This is a genomic window from Pseudomonas sp. NPDC087639, from assembly GCF_044743385.1.
Lineage (GTDB): Bacteria > Pseudomonadota > Gammaproteobacteria > Pseudomonadales > Pseudomonadaceae > Aquipseudomonas.
The window spans coordinates 15,418-37,760 of the sequence record NZ_JBIUWI010000054.1 but is presented as its reverse complement, the minus strand read 5'-3'; the positions used below and the strand labels follow the sequence as shown (position 1 = coordinate 37,760).

Annotated in this window: 24 protein-coding genes; 21 read left to right on the top strand and 3 right to left on the bottom strand. The window is 59.7% G+C overall.

The window, feature by feature from the left end:
* The 21 genes from fabF to ACIOVB_RS20535 form a co-directional block, all read left to right on the top strand.
* Positions 1-1,033 (top strand): beta-ketoacyl-ACP synthase II (fabF, locus tag ACIOVB_RS20635; protein WP_401270867.1); only part of this gene is annotated, 1,033 nt, incomplete at its 5' end.
* Positions 1,033-1,848, top strand: coding sequence for an aminodeoxychorismate lyase (gene pabC / locus ACIOVB_RS20630; RefSeq protein ID WP_401270864.1), 816 nt, complete (start codon positions 1,033-1,035; stop codon positions 1,846-1,848). The genes fabF and pabC, both read left to right, overlap by 1 nt.
* Before the next feature lie 3 nt (positions 1,849-1,851).
* Positions 1,852-3,021, top strand: coding sequence for an endolytic transglycosylase MltG (mltG, locus tag ACIOVB_RS20625; protein WP_401270861.1), 1,170 nt, complete (start codon positions 1,852-1,854; stop codon positions 3,019-3,021).
* A gap of 19 nt (positions 3,022-3,040) precedes the next feature.
* Positions 3,041-3,673: a dTMP kinase gene (gene tmk, locus ACIOVB_RS20620; protein WP_187677790.1), complete on the top strand. Its 633-nt coding sequence runs from the start codon at positions 3,041-3,043 to the stop codon at positions 3,671-3,673.
* Positions 3,666-4,649, top strand: a complete 984-nt coding sequence (locus tag ACIOVB_RS20615; RefSeq protein WP_187677789.1) for a DNA polymerase III subunit delta' — start codon at positions 3,666-3,668, stop codon at positions 4,647-4,649. The genes tmk and ACIOVB_RS20615 overlap by 8 nt, the downstream gene beginning before the upstream one ends.
* A 42-nt stretch (positions 4,650-4,691) precedes the next feature.
* Entirely contained in the window at positions 4,692-5,048 is a 357-nt protein-coding gene (locus ACIOVB_RS20610; RefSeq protein WP_007950801.1) for a PilZ domain-containing protein, read from the top strand.
* 15 nt (positions 5,049-5,063) lie between these two features.
* Positions 5,064-5,849, top strand: a complete 786-nt coding sequence (locus ACIOVB_RS20605) for a TatD family hydrolase (protein WP_401270858.1) — start codon at positions 5,064-5,066, stop codon at positions 5,847-5,849.
* A gap of 340 nt (positions 5,850-6,189) precedes the next feature.
* Positions 6,190-6,828: a TetR/AcrR family transcriptional regulator gene (locus ACIOVB_RS20600; protein ID WP_007908276.1), complete on the top strand. Its 639-nt coding sequence runs from the start codon at positions 6,190-6,192 to the stop codon at positions 6,826-6,828.
* A gap of 137 nt (positions 6,829-6,965) precedes the next feature.
* Positions 6,966-7,934 carry a GTP 3',8-cyclase MoaA gene (locus ACIOVB_RS20595; RefSeq protein WP_401270856.1) on the top strand — a complete coding sequence of 323 codons (969 nt, stop codon included), beginning with the start codon at positions 6,966-6,968 and terminating at the stop codon, positions 7,932-7,934.
* 92 nt (positions 7,935-8,026) lie between these two features.
* Positions 8,027-8,632 (top strand): DUF4823 domain-containing protein, encoded by a 606-nt coding sequence (locus ACIOVB_RS20590; protein ID WP_187677786.1) that lies wholly within the window; start codon positions 8,027-8,029, stop codon positions 8,630-8,632.
* Positions 8,633-8,647: 15 nt separating this feature from the next.
* Complete coding sequence (locus ACIOVB_RS20585; RefSeq protein WP_187677785.1) at positions 8,648-9,208, top strand: DUF1285 domain-containing protein; 561 nt, start codon at positions 8,648-8,650, stop codon at positions 9,206-9,208.
* A gap of 142 nt (positions 9,209-9,350) precedes the next feature.
* Entirely contained in the window at positions 9,351-10,067 is a 717-nt protein-coding gene (locus ACIOVB_RS20580) for a FadR/GntR family transcriptional regulator (protein WP_187677784.1), read from the top strand.
* Between the two features lie 36 nt (positions 10,068-10,103).
* Positions 10,104-10,979, top strand: coding sequence for an SMP-30/gluconolactonase/LRE family protein (locus ACIOVB_RS20575; protein ID WP_401270852.1), 876 nt, complete (start codon positions 10,104-10,106; stop codon positions 10,977-10,979).
* A gap of 270 nt (positions 10,980-11,249) precedes the next feature.
* On the top strand, positions 11,250-12,068 hold the full coding sequence (locus ACIOVB_RS20570; protein ID WP_401270849.1) for an SDR family oxidoreductase: 819 nt from the start codon (positions 11,250-11,252) through the stop codon (positions 12,066-12,068).
* A 144-nt stretch (positions 12,069-12,212) separates the two neighbouring features.
* Entirely contained in the window at positions 12,213-13,217 is a 1,005-nt protein-coding gene (locus ACIOVB_RS20565) for a substrate-binding domain-containing protein (protein ID WP_187677781.1), read from the top strand.
* 70 nt (positions 13,218-13,287) lie between these two features.
* Positions 13,288-14,832 (top strand): L-arabinose ABC transporter ATP-binding protein AraG, encoded by a 1,545-nt coding sequence (araG, locus tag ACIOVB_RS20560; protein ID WP_401270846.1) that lies wholly within the window; start codon positions 13,288-13,290, stop codon positions 14,830-14,832.
* Between the two features lie 12 nt (positions 14,833-14,844).
* Positions 14,845-15,813, top strand: a complete 969-nt coding sequence (araH, locus tag ACIOVB_RS20555) for an L-arabinose ABC transporter permease AraH (RefSeq protein ID WP_103306713.1) — start codon at positions 14,845-14,847, stop codon at positions 15,811-15,813.
* A gap of 246 nt (positions 15,814-16,059) precedes the next feature.
* Positions 16,060-16,773, top strand: a complete 714-nt coding sequence (locus tag ACIOVB_RS20550) for a GntR family transcriptional regulator (RefSeq protein ID WP_187677779.1) — start codon at positions 16,060-16,062, stop codon at positions 16,771-16,773.
* A complete protein-coding gene (locus ACIOVB_RS20545) occupies positions 16,770-17,768 on the top strand; it encodes an ADP-ribosylglycohydrolase family protein (protein WP_401270843.1) in 999 nt (332 codons plus the stop codon). Before ACIOVB_RS20550 ends, ACIOVB_RS20545 begins: the two co-directional genes overlap by 4 nt.
* Positions 17,769-17,936: 168 nt before the next feature.
* Entirely contained in the window at positions 17,937-19,403 is a 1,467-nt protein-coding gene (locus tag ACIOVB_RS20540; protein ID WP_401270840.1) for a purine-cytosine permease family protein, read from the top strand.
* Entirely contained in the window at positions 19,396-20,325 is a 930-nt protein-coding gene (locus ACIOVB_RS20535) for a PfkB family carbohydrate kinase (RefSeq protein WP_401270837.1), read from the top strand. The genes ACIOVB_RS20540 and ACIOVB_RS20535 overlap by 8 nt, the downstream gene beginning before the upstream one ends.
* A gap of 101 nt (positions 20,326-20,426) precedes the next feature.
* Here ACIOVB_RS20535 and ACIOVB_RS20530 read toward each other — a convergent pair whose 3' ends face one another.
* The 3 genes from ACIOVB_RS20530 to ACIOVB_RS20520 form a co-directional block, all read right to left on the bottom strand.
* The gene (locus ACIOVB_RS20530) at positions 20,427-20,681 is read right to left on the bottom strand and encodes a hypothetical protein (protein WP_123453211.1); all 255 of its coding nucleotides are present in this window, start codon (positions 20,679-20,681) and stop codon (positions 20,427-20,429) included.
* 44 nt (positions 20,682-20,725) lie between these two features.
* Complete coding sequence (locus ACIOVB_RS20525) at positions 20,726-21,064, bottom strand: hypothetical protein (protein WP_401270833.1); 339 nt, start codon at positions 21,062-21,064, stop codon at positions 20,726-20,728.
* A gap of 82 nt (positions 21,065-21,146) precedes the next feature.
* Positions 21,147-22,343 carry an MFS transporter gene (locus ACIOVB_RS20520; RefSeq protein ID WP_187677774.1) on the bottom strand — a complete coding sequence of 399 codons (1,197 nt, stop codon included), beginning with the start codon at positions 22,341-22,343 and terminating at the stop codon, positions 21,147-21,149.

Genomic DNA, 22,343 nt, shown 5'->3' with positions numbered 1-22,343 from the left:
CGACCTGTTCATTCAGTACGGTCTCGCGGCAGGCTTTCAAGCCGTACGCAATGCCGGTCTGGAAGTCACTGACGCCAACCGTGAACGCATTGGCGTGGCCATGGGTTCGGGGATCGGCGGTCTGACCAACATCGAAGAAACCAGCCGTACTCTGCATGAGACGGGCCCGCGTCGAATTTCTCCATTCTTCGTGCCAGGCTCGATCATCAATATGATTTCCGGTTTCCTGTCCATCCATCTGGGTGCACAGGGGCCTAACTACGCCATCGCCACAGCGTGTACCACTGGTACGCACTGCATCGGCATGGCAGCGCGCAACATCATGTACGACGAAGCTGACGTGATGATCGCCGGCGGTGCCGAAATGGCCGCGTGCGGTCTGGGTATGGGTGGCTTCGGCGCATCCCGTGCGCTGTCGACCCGCAACGACGAGCCAACTCGCGCCAGTCGTCCGTGGGACAAGGGCCGTGACGGCTTTGTGTTGTCCGACGGTGCTGGTGCTCTGGTGCTCGAAGAACTTGAGCACGCCAAGGCCCGCGGCGCGACCATCTACGCCGAGCTGATCGGTTTTGGCACCAGTGGCGATGCGTTCCACATGACTTCGCCACCCGCCGATGGCGCCGGTGCGGCTCGTTGCATCACCAATGCGCTGCGCGATGCAAAAATCAACGCCGATCAAGTGCAATACATCAACGCGCACGGCACTTCGACCTCGGCCGGCGACCTCGCCGAAGCCAACGCGATCAAGTCGGTGTTTGGCGATCACGCCTACAAGCTGGCGGTCAGTTCGACCAAGTCCATGACCGGTCACCTGTTGGGTGCGGCGGGCGCAGTCGAGGCGATCTTCAGCGTACTGGCGATCAACAGTCAGGTGGCACCACCGACCATCAACCTTGAAGAGCCTGATGAGGGCTGTGATCTCGATTTTGTGCCGCACACCGCGCGCAACATGGACATCGATGTCGTGCTCTCCAACTCCTTCGGTTTTGGCGGCACCAACGGCACCTTGGCGTTCCGTCGGTTCGCGGGCTGATGGACAGCTGGGTCGACGGTCAACCGGCTGACGCTCTGTCGCTGAGAGATCGCGGCCTGGCTTACGGCGATGGTCTGTTCGAGACCATCGCCGTGCGTGGCGGCCAACCGTTATTGCTGGATCGACACCTGATGCGATTGGCCGATGGCTGCACGCGTCTGGCCATTGCGACCGATATCGAACTGATTCGCCAGGAGCTGCTGAGCTACGCGGCAGCGATGAGTGAGGGTGTGCTCAAGCTCATCCTCACCCGTGGCGACGGTTTGCGCGGTTATGCACCCGATCCCGCGGCGCCGGGCCGACGCATTCTGCAAGGCAACCCACCCGCCGCTTATCCCGCCGTCCATGCCGAACAGGGCGTTCGCCTGTTTCCGTGCAGCACGCGATTGTCCAAACAACCTTTGCTGGCTGGACTCAAACACCTCAATCGACTGGAACAAGTGCTCGCTCGCGCCGAATGGCAAGACAGCGAACACGCCGAAGGCTTGATGCTCGATCAGGCTGGTCGGGTCATTGAAGGTGTTTTCAGCAATCTGTTTCTGGTGCGTGATGGTGTATTGGTCACGCCCGATCTGAAGCGTTGCGGTGTCGCTGGTGTGATGCGCGCAGAAATATTGTTTCAGGCCGAGTCATTGGCCATCCCCACTCAAATCGCCGACATCAGCCTTGATCAACTGCAATGGGCCGATGAAGTGTTTGTCTGCAACAGCGTGTATGGCGTCTGGCCGGTACGTGCCTACGCTGCACTGAGCTGGCCGGTTGGCCCGCTCACCCGTAAACTGCAAACCATTTCCCGCGCCCTACTGGATGCCTGATTCGTGAGACGTAAACTTTTGCTGCTGCTGGAAACCGGACTGGTTCTGGCAGGGCTGTTGTTGGGCGCCAGCGCCTGGAAGATTCACTCCGCACTGGAACAGCCTCTGAACATCACGCAGGAAGAACTGCTGGATGTGCCGAAAGGCTCCACACCGACCCGTACTTTCCTCGAACTTGAAACCGATGGCGTCATCAAGGACGCTTTCTGGCTTCGGGTCTATTGGCGTTTCAATCTTGCCGGTACGCCGATCCACACCGGTGAATACCGCATGCAACCCGGCATGACCGTCAATGGACTGATCGATTCGTGGAAGCGTGGCGACGTGGTGCAGTACAGCCTGACCTTGGTCGAAGGCTGGAATTTTCATCAGGTGCGCGCCGCTTTGGCGAAAGATGAAAAGATCGAGCAGACCCTCAATGGTTTGAGCGACAGTGACGTGATGGCGAAGATTGGCCACAAGGGCTTGTTCCCGGAAGGTCGTTTCTTCCCTGATACCTACCGTTTCGTGCGCGGAGTTTCTGATACCGAACTACTGAAAAAGGCTTTTGATCGTCTTGATGAAGTGCTGGCCAAGGAGTGGGAAAAGCGCTCCGTCGATGCGCCTTACAAGGAACCCTATCAAGCGCTGATCATGGCCTCGCTGGTCGAGAAAGAAACCGGTGTGCCGCAAGAGCGCGGTGAGATTGCCGGGGTTTTCGTGCGCCGGATGGCGCTTGGTATGCAGTTGCAGACCGATCCCACCGTGATCTACGGTTTGGGTGATCGCTACACCGGCAAGTTGACCCGCGCTCATCTCAAGGAGCCGACGCCGTATAACACCTATGTGATTCCTGGTTTGCCGCCGACGCCGATTGCGATGGTCGGGCGCGAAGCCATCCATGCCGCGCTGAACCCGGTGGAAGGTAGCAGTCTCTATTTTGTAGCTCGTGGCGACGGCAGCCATGTGTTCTCTGACGACCTCGATGCCCATAACAGCGCGGTGCGAGAGTTCCAACTCAAGCGACGTGCGGATTACCGCTCAAGCCCGGCGCCAGTGACGACGCCTGAAGCGGCTCCGGCCAATGAGGAAGCGATTCCAGCGGCATCACCGGATACTGCGCCAGAGTCGCTGCCATCGGTTCCTCCCCAGGAACCTGCACCGGACGCAGCAGCACCACAAAACACGCAATGACTTTGATTAAGGACTGCCTGTGACTGGCTTGTTTATTACCCTGGAAGGGCCGGAAGGCGCCGGTAAAAGCACCAACCGCGAATACCTCGCCGAGCGCCTGCGCGCCGCCGGTATCGAAGTGGTGCTGACCCGCGAGCCCGGCGGAACACCGTTGGCCGAGCGGATTCGCGACGTGCTGCTGGCCCCGGCCGACGAAGTCATGAACCCGGACACTGAGCTGTTGCTGGTATTCGCCGCGCGCGCTCAGCATCTGGCTGAAGTAATCCGCCCGGCACTGGCACGCGGTGCGGTGGTGTTGTGCGATCGTTTCACTGATTCCACTTACGCCTATCAGGGCGGTGGCCGCGGTTTGTCGCTGGAGCGGATCGCCGCGCTTGAAACCTTTGTACAAGGTGATCTGCGCCCGGACCTGACCCTGATTTTCGACCTGCCGGTAGAAATCGGTCTGGCTCGCGCCAGCGCTCGTGGTCGTCTCGATCGTTTCGAGCTGGAAGGCCGGGCATTTTTTGAAGCGGTGCGTAGCGCATTCCTGAAGCGGGCTGAAGCCGATCCTGCGCGCTATGTGCGGATCGACGCCGGTCAGCCATTGGTCAAGGTTCAGCAATCGCTGGATACGTTGCTCCCGAATTTGCTGGAGCTGGCCCGTGGCTGAGGCCTACCCATGGCAAGACAGCCTCTGGCAGCAACTGGCCGGACGTAAGCAGCACGCACATGCCTATCTGATGCATGGCCCGGCCGGGATCGGCAAACGGGCATTGGCGGAGCGGTTGATGGCCAGTCTGCTGTGCCAGCGGCCCACGCCCGAAGCGTGCGGCGAATGCAAATCCTGTCTGTTGCTCAGGGCCGGGAGCCATCCGGACAATTACATCCTCGAGCCGGAAGAAGCCGACAAGGCAATCAAGGTCGATCAGGTGCGCGATCTGGTTAGTTTCGTGGTGCAGACCGCGCAACTGGGCGGTCGCAAGGTCGTATTGATCGAGCCGGTGGAGTCGATGAACATCAACGCCGCCAACGCCTTGCTCAAAAGTCTTGAAGAGCCTTCCGGCGATACCGTGCTGTTGCTGGTCAGTCACCAGCCGAGCCGTTTGTTGCCGACGATCAAGAGCCGTTGCGTGCAGCAGGCCTGTCCGCTGCCGGGCGAGGCCATGAGCCTGCAATGGCTGGCGCAGGCGCTGCCGGAATGTTCGGCAGAGGAGCGTGTCGAGCTGTTGACGTTGGCAGCCGGTTCGCCACTGGCGGCGGTCAGCCTTCAGTCCCAAGGCGTTCGCGAACAGCGTGCGCAGGTAGTTGAAGGGGTGAAGAAGCTGCTCAAGCAGCAGCAATCGCCGACGCAACTGGCCGAAGAGTGGAAAAGCATTCCGATGCTGCGGCTGTTCGACTGGTTCTGCGATTGGTCGAGCTTGATCCTGCGTTATCAACTGACTCAGGATGAAGCCGGGCTCGGTCTGACCGACATGCGCAAGGTGGTGCAGTATCTCGCGCAGAAAAGTGCGCAGGGTAAAGTGCTCGATATTCAGGACTGGATTCTCGCTCAACGGCAGAAAGTCATGAGCAAGGCCAACCTTAATCCGGCGTTGCTGCTGGAAGCGTTGTTGGTGCAATGGGCAGGATTGCCTGGCCAAAGATAAGAATGTGTACCTAGACTCTGAACATCAGCAGTGGAGGTCAACATGAATGAACCCGTCAGCCCGGGGCCGCGCAACGGCATTTTGTCCCTGACCATCAAGGACAAGTCAGTGCTTTACGCGGCCTACATGCCGTTCATCAAGAACGGTGGTCTGTTCATCCCGACCAACAAAAGCTACAAGTTGGGCGATGAGGTGTTCATGTTGCTGAACCTGATGGACGAGGCGGAGAAGATTCCGGTCGCTGGTAAAGTCGCCTGGATTACCCCCAAAGGTGCGCAAGGCAACCGCGCAGCGGGGGTCGGCGTGCAGTTCAACGATGGCGACAACACCGCGCGCAGTCGCATCGAAACCCATCTGGCCGGAGCCCTCAAATCCGACCGTCCCACTCATACGATGTAAGTTGCAGTCTCTTTTATGCTCGTAGATTCCCATTGTCACCTTGATCGCCTCGACCTCGCCGTCCATGACGGCTCGCTGGATGCTGCACTCGATGCCGCCCGCGAGCGCGGGGTAGGGCACTTTCTGTGCATCGGCGTCAGCGCCGACAACGCCGCTGACGTCAAAGCCCTGGCCGACCGATACGAAGACGTCGATTGTTCGGTCGGGGTGCATCCGTTGGATGTGCAGCCCGGCGCGGCGCCAGCGCTGGACTGGTTGCTGCACGAACTCAATCACCCGAAAGTGGTGGCGATCGGCGAAACCGGTCTGGACTATCACTACGAGCCGGAAGCCGCCGAGCTGCAACAGGCGTCGTTCCGCCTGCACCTGCAAGCGGCGCAGCAGACCGGCAAACCGGTGATCATCCATACCCGTGGCGCCCGCGCCGATACACTTGAGCTGCTGCGTGAAGCGGCGTTGCCCCAGGCCGGCGTACTGCATTGCTTCACCGAAGACTGGGACATGGCCAAAGCAGCGCTGGACATGGGTTATTACATTTCGCTGTCGGGCATTGTCACGTTCCGCAATGCCGACGCCTTGCGCGATGTGGCGAGCAAAGTCCCTGCGGATCGCCTGCTGGTGGAGACCGATTCGCCGTATCTGGCGCCGATCCCTTATCGCGGCAAACCGAACCTGCCGCAATATGTGCGCGAAGTGGCCGAGTTTCTGGCGATGCTGCGCGGCGAAAACTATGAGCGTTTTGCCGAGCAGACCACCGAGAACTTCAAGCGGTTGTTCCCGTTGGCCCATGTAAAAGGCTAAATCGCAGGCAAAAAAAACCCGGGTTCTGGGGGGTGAATCCGGGTTAAGACCATTAGGAGTAAAACAAAGGCACGCGGTCCTTTGGTACCTTTATCGGCGCGGCACTTGGGGGAGATGCCGCCCGACAGTTCAAGTATTGATCAGTCTGGCGTGCAGTCCAGTTAGCCGGTCGGGGTTTTTAAACAAATTTGGAATACGTTCGCTTCAGTTGAGTTCTCATTGCACCCAAAACGTTCCCAAAACGAACAAGAAACACAGATATGGTCGGATGATCCGTGCATTTTTGCGCAAGTTAGGCATAATACGCGGCTTCGAATTTTGACCCTTCAGACCTTTTCTTATGCACAAAGAACCTCGTAAGGTCCGTGAGTTTCGTCGCCGCGAGCAAGAAATTCTCGATACCGCGCTCAAGCTGTTCCTCGACCAAGGTGAAGACAGTGTCACCGTCGAGATGATTGCTGATGCCGTGGGTATCGGCAAAGGCACGATTTACAAGCACTTCAAGTCCAAGGCCGAGATCTATTTGCGCCTGATGCTCGATTACGAGCGCGATTTGAACGAGCTGCTGCATTCCGCCGATGTCGATAAGGACAAGGAAGCGCTGTCCCGCGCCTACTTCGAATTCCGCATGCGTGACCCTCAGCGTTATCGCCTGTTTGATCGCCTCGAAGAAAAGGTGGTCAAGGGCAATCAGGTGCCGGAGATGGTCGAGGAGCTGCACAAGATCCGTGCCTCGAATTTCGAACGCCTCACCTTGCTGATCAAGGGCCGCATCAGCGAAGGCAAGCTGGAAGATGTGCCGCCGTATTTCCACTATTGCGCTTCCTGGGCGTTGGTGCACGGCGCAGTGGCGCTGTATCACTCGCCGTTCTGGAGCAATGTGCTGGAAGATCAGGAAGGTTTCTTCCAGTTCCTGATGGATATCGGTGTGCGCATGGGCAACAAGCGCAAGCGCGACCCGGAAACGCCGAGCAGCTGAGCCATTCACTTCCCTTATTGCGCCATGATTTCGCTACATGGCGCAGTACCGCAGGAATATACTCAGGCATAGGGCTTGCTAAAACTTGATTTGTGAGTCAAGTTTTAGCGGCTCGATTTTCAATCGCCGGAGTGATCATGATCGTTGACCGTCAAGGCAGGCGTTTTCGCAATTTGCGGATCAGTCTGACCTCAGCCTGCAATTACGCCTGTACCTACTGCGTGCCCAACGGCAAGCGGCTGGTCGCTGCGCAGGATGAACTGTCGGCCGAAGCCATGGCACGCGGCGTGGCCTATCTGATCGAAGCCGCAGGCATCGAGCGCCTGCGTATTACCGGCGGCGAGCCGCTGGTCAGCCCCAAACTCGAATCGTTCATGACCGCCGTCGGCAAGATGGGGCTGGACGACATCAGCCTGACCACCAATGGTCAGCTGCTCGCCAAAAAGCTCCCGCTGCTGGTAGACGCCGGTCTGCGCCGGATCAATGTTTCCCTCGATACTCTCGACGCCAGTGCGTTTCGCAGTATTGCCCGTGGCGGCGACCTGGCCACAGTGCTCGACGGCATGGATCAGGCCGCAGCGGCCGGAATGAAGATCAAGGTCAACATGGTGCCGTTGCGCGGGCAGAATCTCGATCAGGTGATGCCGCTGCTTGATTACTGTCTTGAGCGTGGATTTGAACTGCGTTTCATCGAGCTGATGCGCATGGGCCACCTGGCCAAAGACTCCAATGCCTTCCTGCAACAGTTTGTCAGTCTGCAACAGTTGCTGGAGCTGATTGGCGAGCGTTATGAGTACGCGCAAACCGATGCGCCCGTGGACGCCACGGCCGTGCGTTACTCTATTCCCGGGTTGGGTAACTTCGGCGTGATTGCCAACGAAAGCGTGCCGTTTTGCCGGACTTGCTCGCGGTTGCGCTTGTCGTCGACCGGTTGGTTGCACGGTTGCCTGTCGTCGAGCAATCGCCATTACGTCGGCGATCTGCTGGACAAACCACGTCATCAAGCGCTGCCGGCGCTGCAAAGGCTGCTGGTCAAAGCCTTGGGTGACAAGCAGGAAGTGGCGTTCTCTGGCGGCGCGACGGTCATGAAAATCATCGGCGGCTGAAGAACCGCATTCGCCATACCCACGAGCTGGCGCAAAAGCTGCATTCAACGGCCATTCGCCGGTTTTCCGTCACCGGCTTCTGGAGGATGAGGATGCGTAGCCTGGTTTTGCTGCTGGCCGTTTTGGCGCTTGGCGGCTGCATGAATGTCAGCGATATGGCCGAAGGCACTCGCTACCACATGAGCGACGCGGGGCTGCTGGATCACAGCGACAGCCGCCGCGTGAACAACTTCCGCATTCAGCCGGACTCGTTCATCTACATCGCGCAGGGCGCCTTTGCACCACCGGGTGGTTCGTATCCGCGACCGAACGTGGTGGCAGAGGAAGCCTTCAAGGGTTTTGTCGAGTATTTCCCGATGGTCCGTCGCGCGCGTGCGCCCGAAGGCCTTGATCAGGCAATGGGTGAAGCCCGCGATGCGGGTGCTCATTACCTGCTGTACACGCGTTTCGCCAAAGCCGACGACCGCATTGGTAACTCCGATGAATGGCTCGATCAGGAGTACGTGGATCGCCTGGGCATCGATGGCGGCGTGATTCAGATCATGTTGATCGAGACCAGCACCCAGTATTTGATTGATACTGCACGTATCAAGAGTCGTGGCGGTTTACTGACGTTCCACGACAACAAACCCGAAGACCTGATCGGCCCTCCGCTTGCTCAATATGCACGCAGCCTGTTGGGGGTCGGCGACCAATAAGCCAAGGAGTACGCCATGAGTGGCCCGCAAAAAGCCAATGACCTGTTGGGACAGATCCCCAAAACCAAAGGCCTGCCGCCGGTGCACTTGTGGAATCCGGACTTCTGCGGCGACATCGACATGCGCATCGCCCGAGACGGCACCTGGTATTACCTGGGCACGCCGATCGGGCGCAAGCCGATGGTCAAATTGTTCTCCACGATCATCCGCCGCGACGGCGATGATTATTTCCTGATTACCCCGGTCGAAAAGGTCGGGATCAAAGTCGACGACGCGCCGTTTGTAGCGATTGCCGTGGAGGTTGAAGGCGAGGGCGAGGCGCAGGTGCTGCGTTTTACCACCAACGTCGACGAAACCGCCGAGGCGGGGCCCGAGCATCCGATCCGCGTCGAGATTGATCCTGCCACGCAAGAGCCAGCGCCGTATGTGCACGTGCGCACCAACCTCGAAGCGCTGATCCACCGCAATGTGTTCTATCAACTGGTGGAATTGGCGGTCAGTCGCGAAATCGATGGCCAGCGCTGGCTTGGGGTTTGGAGCAGCGGCGAGTTCTTCCGCATCGGCTTGGAGCCCTAAAAGATCGCAGCCTTCGGCAGCTCCTACATTTGGAATGCAATCTCCTGTAGGAGCTGCCGAAGGCTGCGATCTTTTTTGTCGTTGACACTCAATCGTATGATGATTAGCGTAGGCACCCATCGCGATCCGCTTTGAGGTGTTCATGTCCAGCAGCTTTCATGCGTCAACGGTCGACTGGCTCGGCAGTTGGATCGCCGCTGGTCAGGTGAAACCTGGGCAGACCATCAAGGTCGAGGCCGATCTGGGCGAACAGCTCGGGGTTAGCCGCACGGTCATCCGCGAAGCCATCAAAACCCTCGTCGCCAAAGGCATGCTTGAAGTCGGGCCAAAAGTCGGTACTCGCGTCTTGCCGGTGCGGCGCTGGAATCTGTTCGATCCGCAAGTCGTCGGTTGGCTGTCGCGCAACGGCCTGCCGGAAAACTTCGTTGATGACCTGCTTGATTTGCGCCGCACCATCGAACCCATGGCCGTGCGCTGGGCTTGCGAGCGAGCGACCCTCGAGCAGATCGAGGCGGTGCAACTGGCCTATAACGCGCTGGAGCGGGCGGTCGACAGCAGCAAGGATTACAACCGCGCCGACCAGACGTTCCACGAATGCATTCTCGCTGCCAGCCACAATCAGTTCATCGAACAAATGGTCCCGGCCCTGGGCGCCTTGCTTGCGGTGTCGTTCGAAGTCTCCGCCGCCGACCCCGATGAACTGCGTCGCACCTTGCCGATCCACAAAGACATGGCCGACGCCATCGCCGCTCGCGATTCCGCGCGGGGCGTATGGGCCTGCATGACGCTGATCGACAATGCGGACCTGGCGATCAAACGCTTTTACCCCAAAGTCATGGCTGACAAAAAAGCCGGCTAAATACCCACACACTAAAAACAACAAAGAAGGATCGCCATGACCTGGACCGCACTGACCCAACACCGCGCCAAACTCGGCGAAGGCCCGTTCTGGGACGCACCGACGCAAGCGCTGTACTGGGTCGATATTGCTGGCAAGCAAGCCCTGCGCCTGATCGGCCAGAACGTGCAGATCTGGCAAATGCCCGAGCATGTGTCGGCGTTCATTCCTTGTGCCAGCGGTGATGCGCTGGTGACTCTGAGCAGTGGCGTCTATCGCCTCGATCTCGATTCTCCGGGGCTCGACCCGCGCCTGACCCTGTTCTGCGTTGCTGATCCGCAACCCGGCAACCGCGCCAACGAAGCTCGCTGTGATGCCCTGGGCCGGTTATGGCTCAGCACCATGCAAAACAACATCGGCGAGCAGGGCGAAGACCTGCCGATCATCCGCCGCTCGGGTGGACTGTTCCGTATTGATCCGGATAAACGCGTCACGCCGCTGCTGCGCGGTTTGGGGATTCCCAACACGCTGCTGTGGAGCGACGACGGCAGCACGCTGCTGTTCGGTGACAGCCTCGACAGCACGCTTTATCGCTATTTCGTTCACACCGACGGCAATCTCGACACCGCTTACATCTGGTACGGCCCCGATCAACAGGGCGGTCCGGACGGTTCGGCGATGGATAGTGAAGGCTATGTGTGGAACGCGCGTTGGGATGGCAGTTGCCTGTTGCGCCTGACGCCTGAAGGCAAAGTCGATCGCAAGATTGATTTGCCGATCAGCCGACCCACCAGTTGCGTATTCGGCGGCGAAGATCTGAAAACCCTGTACGTCACCAGCGCCCAGAGCCCGCTCAACCATCCATTGGATGGCGCCGTGCTGTCATTGCGGGTCGATGTCGCAGGAAAGCTCTGTACGCGTTTTGCGGGTTAGATCCCAAAATATGGGATGTAAAATTATATATTGAGATTATTTGCTGGTCGGGTTTATAGTCGGCTCCAGCAGTAACACGCACTCACACTTAAAAAGAACAAAACAGGTGAAGTGATGCAGCGAATTTCTATCGCACTCCTCAACGGAGTCGGCGTCTCGCAACAGCTCAATGCTGTCATCGGCGCCTGCCTGTTTTGTTTCAAACGCTTTCCAGACCGGACATCGTCAGATGCCCGGTTTTTTTGCGCTTGCGAACAGGAGTCCTGATTCATGGCTGAACCTCTTTCCCTGCCGCCGGTGCCCGCACCGCCCAAGGGTGAGCGCCTGAAAAACAAAGTCGTGCTGCTGACCGGCGCTGCCCAAGGCATCGGTGAAGCCATCGTCGCGGCCTTCGCCTCGCAGCAAGCGAAACTGCTGATCAGCGATATTCAAGTCGAGAAGGTCGAGAAGGTTGCCGCCCACTGGCGCGAGCAGGGCGCGGACGTGCAGGCGCTCAAGGCAGATGTGTCGCGCCAGCAGGATCTCCACGCCATGGCAAGACTCGCCGTCGAACGGCATGGGCGCATCGACGTGTTGGTCAACTGCGCCGGCGTCAACGTGTTCCGTGATCCGCTGCAGATGAGCGAAGAAGACTGGCATCGCTGTTTCACCATTGATCTGGACGGCGCCTGGTACGGTTGCAAAGCGGTATTGCCGCAGATGATCGAGCAGGGCGTCGGCAGCATCATCAACATCGCCTCGACCCATTCTTCACACATCATTCCCGGCTGCTTCCCGTACCCGGTGGCCAAGCACGGCCTGCTCGGTCTGACCCGTGCGCTGGGCATCGAATACGCGGCCAAGGGCATTCGCGTCAATGCCATCGCGCCCGGCTACATCGAAACCCAACTCAACGTTGATTACTGGAACGGTTTCGCCGACCCGCACGCCGAGCGTCAGCGTGCCTTCGATCTGCATCCGCCGAAACGCATTGGCCAGCCGCTGGAAGTGGCGATGACGGCAGTGTTTCTGGCCAGTGACGAAGCACCTTTTATCAACGCTTCATGCATCACCATTGATGGTGGTCGCTCGGTGATGTACCACGACTGAGCGAACGGGTTTCAGGCGGATAAGTCCGCTTGAAATCCAATCATCATACGATATGACTATTTTCGACAGGCTTTGCAGTAAGACGCTTCAAACGCATTAACGCTTTTCAAATATTGCTCAAAAAAAATAACAAGGAGTCAGCTTATGAAACGTCGTTTCGGGATTCGTACCCTGTGCACTACCGCGCTGGCGGTCAGCGCATTCAGCCTGAGCAGTGCGCTGCTCGCTGCCGATACCGTGAAAATCGGCTTTCTGGTCAAACAGGCCGAAGAACCGTGGTTCCAGACCGAATGGGCCTTCGCCGAGAAAGCCGCCAAGGACAAGGGTTTTGAACTGATCAAGATCGCCGTGCCGGATGGCGAGAAGACGTTGTCGGCCATCGATAGCCTGGCCGCCAACGGCGCCAAGGGCTTTGTGATTTGCCCTCCGGACGTTTCCCTCGGCCCGGCCATCATGGCTAAAGCCAAACTCAATGACCTCAAAGTGATTGCCGTCGACGATCGTTTCGTCGACGCCAACGGCAAGTTCATGGAAGACGTGCCGTACCTCGGCATGGCCGCGTTCGAAGTCGGTCAGAAGCAGGGCGCCGCGATGGCCGCCGAAGCGAAGAAACGCAATTGGGACTGGAAAGACACCTACGCGGTGGTCAACACCTACAACGAACTCGACACCGGCAAGAAGCGCACCGACGGCTCGGTCAAAGCCCTGGAAGAGGCCGGCATGCCGAAAGACCACATCCTCTTCGCCGCCCTGAAAACCCTCGACGTGCCGGGCAGCATGGACGCGACCAACTCGGCGCTGGTGAAACTGCCGAGTGCGGCGAAGAACCTGATCATCGGCGGCATGAACGACAACACCGTGCTCGGCGGCGTACGTGCCACCGAAGCCGCCGGGTTTGCTGCGGCCAACGTGATCGGTATCGGCATCAACGGCACCGACGCCATCGGCGAACTGAAAAAGCCCAACAGCGGCTTCTACGGTTCGATGCTGCCGAGCCCGCACATCGAAGGCTACAAGACCGCCGAGATGATGTACGAGTGGGTCACCACCGGCAAAGAGCCACCGAAGTACACCGCCATGGACGACGTCACCCTGATCACCCGCGAGAACTTCAAGCAAGAGCTGGAAAAAATCGGCTTGTGGAACTGACGGCAACGCCGGCCCGGGCAACCGGGCCGTTTGATCAGGCCGTTATGAACACGGCGATGAGGTGGCTTAAATGCACGCGCAAGTACAAACAACACAACACAACGCTGGCGGCAGCCTGCGCTTCAACGGGATCGGCAAAACCTTTCCCGGCGTGAAAGCGCTGGACGGCATCAGCTTCGTCGCCCATCCCGGCCAAGTCCACGCCTTGATGGGCGAGAACGGCGCCGGTAAATCGACCCTGCTGAAAATCCTCGGTGGCGCTTACATCCCCAGCAGCGGCGAGTTGCAGATCGGCGAGCAGACGATGGCGTTTAAATCGACTGCCGACAGCATCGGCAGCGGCGTGGCGGTGATTCACCAGGAACTGCATCTGGTGCCCGAAATGACCGTGGCCGAGAACCTGTTTCTCGGTCACTTGCCCGCCAGTTTCGGCCTGATCAATCGCGGCGTTTTACGTCAGCAAGCCCTGAGCTGCCTCAAAGGCCTGGCCGACGAAATCGATCCGCAGACCAAGGTCGGACGCTTGTCCCTTGGCCAGCGGCAATTGGTGGAAATCGCCAAGGCCCTGTCGCGCGGCGCCCATGTCATCGCCTTCGACGAGCCGACCAGCAGCCTTTCGGCCCGAGAAATCGACCGCTTGATGGCGATCATCGGGCGCTTGCGTGACGAGGGTAAAGTCGTGCTCTACGTCTCGCATCGCATGGAAGAAGTGTTCCGCATTTGCGACGCGGTGACCGTGTTCAAGGACGGTCGCTACGTGCGTACTTTCGAGGACATGAGCCAGTTGACCCACGATCAACTGGTGACCTGCATGGTCGGACGCGACATTCAGGACATCTACGATTATCGCAATCGCCCGCGCGGCGCGGTGGCGCTGAAAGTTGACGGCTTACTCGGGCCGGGCCTGCGCGAGCCGATCAGTTTCGAGGCGCACAAAGGCGAGATTCTCGGGCTGTTCGGCCTGGTCGGGGCAGGGCGCACCGAGTTGTTTCGTTTGCTCAGTGGCCTGGAACGCAATACCGCCGGACGCCTCGAACTGCGTGGCCATGAGCTGAAGTTACGTTCACCCCGCGATGCGATTGCTGCCGGGATTCTGCTGTGCCCGGAGGATCGTAAAAAGGAAGGGATCATTCCGCTGGCCAGCGTCGCCGAGAACATCAATATCAGCGCCCGTGGCGCGCACTCCGGTCTCGGTTGCCTGTTGCGCGGACTCTGGGAAAAGACCAACGCAGAGAAGCAGATCAAGGCGCTGAAAGTCAAAACACCCCACGCCGGCCAGCAGATCAAATTCCTTTCCGGTGGCAATCAGCAGAAGGCCATTCTCGGCCGCTGGTTGTCGATGCCAATGAAAGTCCTGCTGCTCGACGAACCGACCCGTGGCATCGACATCGGTGCCAAAGCCGAGATCTACCAGATCATCCATAACCTGGCCGCTGACGGCATTTCGGTGATCGTGGTGTCCAGCGACCTGATGGAAGTGATGGGCATTTCCGACCGCATCCTGGTGCTGTGCGAAGGCGCACTGCGCGGCGAAGTCAGCCGTGACCAGGCCAATGAATCCAACCTGCTGCAACTGGCTTTGCCACGCCACCGCGCTGACGGCGTGGCGAACTGAGAGGTGACTATGATGACAACCCAGAAAGAAACCCTGCCGACCGAGCGCAAACCTTTGGATATGCGGCGCTTCCTCGATGACTGGGTCATGCTGTTGGCAGCCGTCGGCATCTTCGTGGCCTGCACGCTGCTGATCGACAACTTTCTCTCGCCGCTGAACATGCGTGGCCTTGGCCTGGCGATTTCCACCACCGGGATTGCCGCGTGCACCATGCTGTATTGCCTGGCGTCCGGGCACTTCGACTTGTCGGTAGGCTCGGTGATTGCCTGCGCCGGCGTGGTCGCGGCGGTGGTCATGCGTGATACAAACAGCGTGTTCCTTGGCGTCAGTGCAGCTTTGGTGATGGGCCTGATTGTCGGGCTGATCAACGGCATCGTGATTGCCAAGTTGCGGGTCAATGCGTTGATCACCACGTTGGCGACCATGCAGATTGTCCGTGGTCTGGCCTACATTTTTGCCAACGGCAAAGCGGTAGGCGTGTCGCAGGAATCGTTCTTCGTCTTCGGCAATGGCCAGTTGTTCGGCGTGCCGGTGCCGATCCTGATCACCATCGTCTGCTTCCTGTTTTTCGGCTGGTTGCTGAACTACACCACCTACGGGCGCAACACCATGGCCATCGGCGGTAACCAGGAAGCTGCGTTGCTGGCGGGTGTGAACGTTGATCGGACCAAAATCATCATCTTCGCCGTGCATGGCGTGATCGGTGCGTTGGCCGGGGTGATTCTGGCGTCGCGGATGACCTCCGGGCAGCCGATGATCGGTCAGGGTTTTGAGCTGACGGTGATCTCGGCTTGCGTGTTGGGCGGGGTGTCGCTGAGCGGCGGGATCGGCATGATTCGGCATGTGATTGCCGGGGTGTTGATTCTGGCGATCATCGAGAATGCGATGAACCTGAAGAATATCGATACGTTTTATCAGTATGTGATTCGTGGGTCGATTTTGTTGTTGGCTGTGGTTATTGACCGTCTGAAACAGCGCTGAGACCAAAAGCCCCTCACCCCAGCCCTCTCCCGGAGGGAGAGGGGGCCGACCGAGGTGTCTTGCGCTCTACATTGACCTGAAGAATCCAGTCGATTGTGGATTCGTTAAAGCACGCTCAGGTCGGCGTATCTCTGAAGCATCCCCCAATCAGTCCCCTCTCCCTCCGGGAGAGGGCTAGGGTGAGGGTGATCACTCCCAAAAAATATCTCTTGCCCACACAACCCCGTTTCGGTTATCAATTTGTACATGATTAGACAGGTACGATTTGACAAGAAACAACGGGTGGTCGACGAACTCGTCCGGCGCATCGAAAGCGGCCTCATGGAGGACGGCTTTCTGTTGCCCGGCGAGCATCAGTTGGCTCAAGAATTCAAGGTCAGCCGTGGCACGCTGCGCGAAGCGCTGGCCGAACTGAAGCGGCGCAAATACATTGCCACGCAAAGCGGGGTCGGCTCCATCGTCACGTTTGACGGTGTTGTGCTCGACCAGCGCAGCGGCTGGGCGCAGGCGCTGGCCGACAGCGGGGCGCTGGTCAATACCGAAGTGTTGCGCCTGGAAGCCGTGACTCGGACTGACTTGCTGTCGCGTTTCGGCACCGACCAATTCATCACCCTCGACCGCCGTCGCCGTTCCAACGACGGCACGCTGGTGTCCCTCGAACGTTCTTTGATGCCCGCCACCGGCGGCCTGGAAAGCCTGCCGCGAGTCGGTCTGATCGATAATTCCCTGACCATCACCTTGGCCGCCTACGGCTACATTGGCGAACGCGGCGATCAGTGGATCGGCGCCGAACCGTTGAATGCCGAAGATGCCGAGCTGCTCGGCCGTCCGGTCGGCACCGTATTCCTCAAAGCCTTGCGTACCACCTACGACCGGCAGAACCGTTTCATGGAACAGGTCGAAAGCCTGCTCGACCCGGTGCATTTCCGCATGCACCTGCAATTTGGAGAATCAAAATGACCACGCTTAACCGTGCCCTTGGCGCTTTCTATGGCCTGGCCCTCGGTGATGCGCTGGGCATGCCGACGCAATCGCTGAACCGCGAAACGATCAAGGCCCGCTTCGGCCAGATCACCGATCTGCAGGATGCTGGCCCGCTGCAACCGATCGCCGCCAACATGCCCAGAGGCTCGATCACCGACGACACCGAACAGGCGATTCTGGTTGGCGAATTGTTGATCGAAGGCAAGGGCCGGATCGAGCCGGCGATCCTTGCGCAACGGCTGATCGAATGGGAAGCCGAAATGCAGGCCAAGGGCTCGCAGGATTTGCTTGGCCCGTCGACCAAACGCGCTATTGAAATGATCCTCGCCGGGCATTCACCGGAAGAGGCCGGACGTTACGGCACCACCAACGGCGCGGCGATGCGCATCACCCCGGTGGGGATTGCGGCGGACGTTGCCGATCCCGAGCGCTTTATCGCGGCGGTGGTGCAGGCCTGTCAGGTGACCCACAACACCACGCTGGGGATTTCCAGTGCGGCGGCGGTGGCGGCAGTGGTTTCCGCCGGCATTAATGGCATGGATCTGGGTGAGGCGTTGAACCTCGGTCAGCAGATTGCTCAGCAAGCGGAGTCGCACGGGCACTGGGTGGCCGGTGGGCGCATCGCGTCGCGCATCAGTTGGGCACGCACCATCAGCGTCGACAGCGATAAAGCGTTGCTGGCGGATCTGCTCTACGACGTGATCGGCACTTCGGTGGCGTCGCAGGAGTCGGTGGTGGTGTCGTTCGCGCTGGCGCAGCAAGTGGCCGTCGGTGAGATGAGCGCGTTTGAGGCGTTGTGCATGGCCGCCAGTCTTGGCGGAGACACTGACACCATCGCCGCGATACTCGGGGCAATGCTTGGGGCCTGCCTGGGTCTTGAGAGTTGGCCTGCGCCGATGATCGAGACGGTGAAAACCGTCAATGCTCTTGAGCTGGAACCGTTGGTGCAAGGACTCCTTACTCTGCGCTGAGCACCCCCTGTGTAGGAGCTGCCGGAGGCTGCGATCTTTTGATCTTCAACAGTCTTCAGCCCGCCACAAAATCAAGGTCAAAAGATCGCAGCCTGCGGCAGCTCCTACAGGGGATGTGCAGGTTATTGAATTGCCCATAAACACAAAAAAGGCAACAGGAGCACTTTCATGAGTTCATCAAACGTCGGGCAAAGCGCCGGGCAACTGGAAACCCGCGGCATCGAGCCGGTCCCGGAAGCCGAGTGCAACGGGCATCCGCTGCAACTGTTCTGGGTCTGGTTTGCGGCTAACATTTCCATTCTTGGCCTGCCGCTGGGTGCCACGCTGGTCGCGTTTCGCGGCCTGGCGATCTGGCAGGCAATCATCGTCGCGATCATCGGCGCTGCCGGTTCGTTTGCGGTGGTCGGGATCATCTCCATCGCCGGCCGTCGAGGTCGAGCGCCGAGCCTGACCCTGTCGCGAGCGATCTTCGGTGTGCGCGGCAACATCGGCCCGACCCTGGTCTCGCTGATGTCGCGGCTGGGTTGGGAAACCGTCAACACCACCACCGCCGCGTTCGTCTTGTTGTCGCTGTGCTCGATCCTGTTCGGCTCGCCGGTTGAAGCGAAAAGTACGCCGGTGCTGACGCTGATCTTCATCGCGATTTTCGTCCTGCTGACCCTGTCAGTCTCTGGCCTCGGCCATGCCACGTTGCTGGTGATCCAGAAGTGGGCGACCTACGTGTTCGGCGCGTTGAACATTCTGGTCGGCGGCTTCCTCTGCGCGACCATCGACTGGAGCGCGGTGTTCAACGCTACACCTGCGCCGATGAGCGCAATGATCATCGGCATCGGCACCATGGCCGCCGGCACCGGTATCGGCTGGGCCAACGCGGGCGCCGACATGTCGCGCTATCAACATCGCAGCGTCAAAGCCGCGCGTCTGGTGGCCTCGGCGGCGTTCGGCGCCGGCATTCCGCTGGTGCTGCTGATCACCCTCGGCGGCCTGCTCTCGGTGGGCAACAACGACCTCGCGTCGGCGACTGACCCGATCGTGGCGATCCGCGACATGCTGCCGACCTGGATGGCCGTGCCATACCTGATCACCGCGTTTGGCGGTCTGCTGCTGTCGAATAACCTCTCGGTGTACTCCGCCGGTTTGACCACGCTGACCCTCGGCCTGAAGGTCAAACGCGTCTACGCGGTGGTGGTCGACATCGTCGCGATCTTCGCCGGTTCGATCTACTTCATGTTGATCGCCGACAGCTTTTACGGCCCGTTCATCACCTTCATTTCCCTGCTGGCGGTGCCAATCACGGCGTGGGTCGGGATCTTCGTGGTCGACTTGATTCACCGTCACTACTACAGCCCGAAAGACCTGCTCGATGTCAGCCCGACCAGCGCTTACTGGTATCGCGGCGGCGTCGAGTGGCGCGCGTTCGGCGCGTGGGCGATTGCTATCGTGCTCGGTTTCAGCTTCACCACCATCGGCACCACCGCGGAAAATGTCTGGTTCAAAGGCTTCCTGTCCGACTCGTGGCTGGGCCACAACGGCCTCGGCTGGATCGTGACGTTCGTGGTCGCCGGTGGCATTTACTTTGTACTGGGCGGGGCGAAAGATCGCCGTGCCGCGCAAACCGAGAATGCTCATGCCTAAGATGTTGCACACCGGCCAGGTCATCATCGACCTGGTCATGGCCGTGGATAAACTGCCGCAGATCGGCGGCGACGTGCTGGCGCAGTCTGCCGGTTTCGAGGCCGGCGGCGGCTTCAACGTAATGGCGGCGGCAGTGCGTAATGGCCTGCCGGTGGTTTATCTCGGTCGCCATGGCACGGGCCGTTTCGGTGATCTGGCGCGCCAGGCGATGAACACTGAAGGCATTCACATTGGCATCAGCGCGCCTGCGTTGCGCGACACCGGTTTGTGTGTCGCGTTGACCGATGCGTCGGCCGAGCGCAGTTTCATTTCCTACATCGGCGCTGAAGGTGAGGTGACGGTCGAGGATTTGAACAGCGTCGCCGCCGAAGCCGGGGATTATGTCTACGTCAGCGGTTACAGCCTGTTGCATGAAGGCAAGGCTCAGCCGTTGCTCGACTGGACACTGGCGTTGCCGGCCACGATCAACGTGGTGTTCGATCCGGGGCCGCTGGTGGAGTCGCCGGATTCACCGTTGATGCAGGCATTGCTGCCGCGCATCGATGTTTGGACCAGCAACAGTGTCGAGGCGTTGCGGTTTACCGGGGCTGAAGACATTGGCGTGGCGCTGGATCGTCTGGCCGAGCATCTGCCTAAGCAGGCGCTGATGGTGGTGCGCGACGGGCCGCAGGGTTGCTGGATTCACCAGCGTGGCGAGCGTCGGCATGTGCCGGGTTTTGCCGTGAAAGCGGTGGACAGCAATGGTGCCGGTGATGCCCATGCGGGAGTATTTGTCGCGGGGTTGGCGCAAGGGTTGTCAGCCCATGAAGCGGCGCGGCGGGCGAATGCGGCGGCGGCACTGGCGGTGACGCGGTGGGGGCCGGCTACTGCGCCGGGGAGTGCTGAGGTTGATGCGTTAATCCGCGAATCCTGCGGTGACTGATCCATAGCTATCGCTAGCAGGCTAACTCCCACATTGCATCTTTGCCAATCACAGGCCCCTGTAGGAGCAGCCTGCGGCAGCTCCTACAGGGTCAGACGGTGTCAGCTATCGAGTTTGCGCGCCGCTTCAACCCCGGCGGCACTGAGCTTGATCGGCAGGTGCAATGAATGTTCGCCGGCCTCGTTGCAGGTCACATGACCATGGTGAATCAGTCCACGTTCCTGCAAAGCGGCGAGGGCGCTGGCCACGACTTTCTCGCCCCGGTAATTGTCCAGCACCTCCTTGCCCAGTCCACTCGGGTGAGCGTGCAGCAGGCGGGTGAGGACTTCTTTTTCCAGGTTTTTATCGACGTTCATGGTTACCTCTTCATGGATGTGAATAGGACGCTCGCGTCGGCGAACTACTGCTGACCGGACCCTTCGGAACCCGAGCCACCGGTGGTGGTTTTCGAGCCGACGCCGGGGCCGGCGTTGTCTGGCGTTGCAGGGGAATCCGGGGTGTTCATGCCGCCCTGGCGACCGGGATCACTGCCTTGCGTGCGAGGATCAGTGCCGGTGGCTGGGGGCTGGTTGATCAACGGAACACCCGAGCCATCGGTATTCATGCCGGGGGCACTGTTGATGGCGGGGGCTCGCGGAGGGGTCGGATCGGTAGGGCCGGTACCTGCCGCGGTTGCAGCGAAGGCTGCGGGGCAGAGCAGGACGGTGAAGACAAGAGCGGTCAACCTTGACGGAATCATAGGGCTTCTCCAGTGATTGGAATCCTTACCTTGTGTTGGTCTGCCCTGGTTTTGGATTGGTGCCTGATGATCGACGAACGGTCTACATCGCCTGTGCGGTTTTGACATTGATCCGGCGCCAGAGTAATCGGCCGAGGGTGATCAACCAGTTCAGCAGCGCGACCGCCAACACCGTGAGCAGCAGCGTCGCCATGCCGTGTTCAACGATGATTTTCCCGGCCAATAATGGAAAGCCAAAAACGCCAACGAAATAGGAAAGACTGAACAGCAGCAACGCCTGCGAAGTCGTGCCATTCGGTGCTTCGTTGGCGGCCAGTCCGTTGATCACCGAATAAGTAAGTCCGTAACCGACACCCAGCATCACCGCCGCCAGCAGATAAGCGAAACCGCTGTGTACGCCGAACGCAAACAGCACAATCGAGCCGAGCATCAGCCCCGACAGCAGACACGACGCACGCAGTGGATCACGCTTGACCACGAAGCCGGCGATCAGCATCCGGCTGCTGATTGCCGCGCTCATGAAGCCGAGAAAGAACAGCGAATAATCCAGCGAGCGGGTAGCGGCATAAGTGGTCTGGAAGCTCGACAGACCACCGAACACGCAACCGCCGAGACCGACCATGATGATCGGAAACAGCGCGCGGGAACCGAGTACTTGAGTGGTCGCTCGCCAAGTGATTCTGGCGGAGGACATGGTTTGGGGGCTTTGCAAGCGAGCACCGAGCCGCCAGAACAACAACACGCCGATCAGGCTCGCCAGTGCCGCCAGATAGAACGCCGACGTCACCGGCAAGCCCAGCGCATTGGCCACCCTTCCGAGCAACGGGCCGCTGCCGATCCCGGTCATCATGCTCCCCGACAGCAAGGCAAAATATTTCGCCCGCTGCGCCGGGGTCACCAGACTGGCGACAATGATCGGCCCCAAGGTGTAAAACACCCCCCAGCCCAACCCCAGCAACAAACCGAAAAACAGCAACAGATGACCGAACCCCGGCGTCATCGCAAAGCCCAGGCTGGCCGCCACCAGCAGCAGACCGAACAACGCAATCGAACGCGCCGCGCCGAGCAGATCCGAGAGGTGCCCGGACACCAGCACTGCCGCAAACGTGCTGAACATCGCCGCAGAAATCACGCTGCCGGCGTCGTGTTCATTGCCGCCGCGCGAGCCGATCAACAACGACAGCAGAAACGTCGAACCGTAGGACAGCGACAGCAGGTAACTGGCGAGGCAGAACAGGCCGAACAGCTTGCCCGACACCTTGGGTGTGGCTTGAGACAT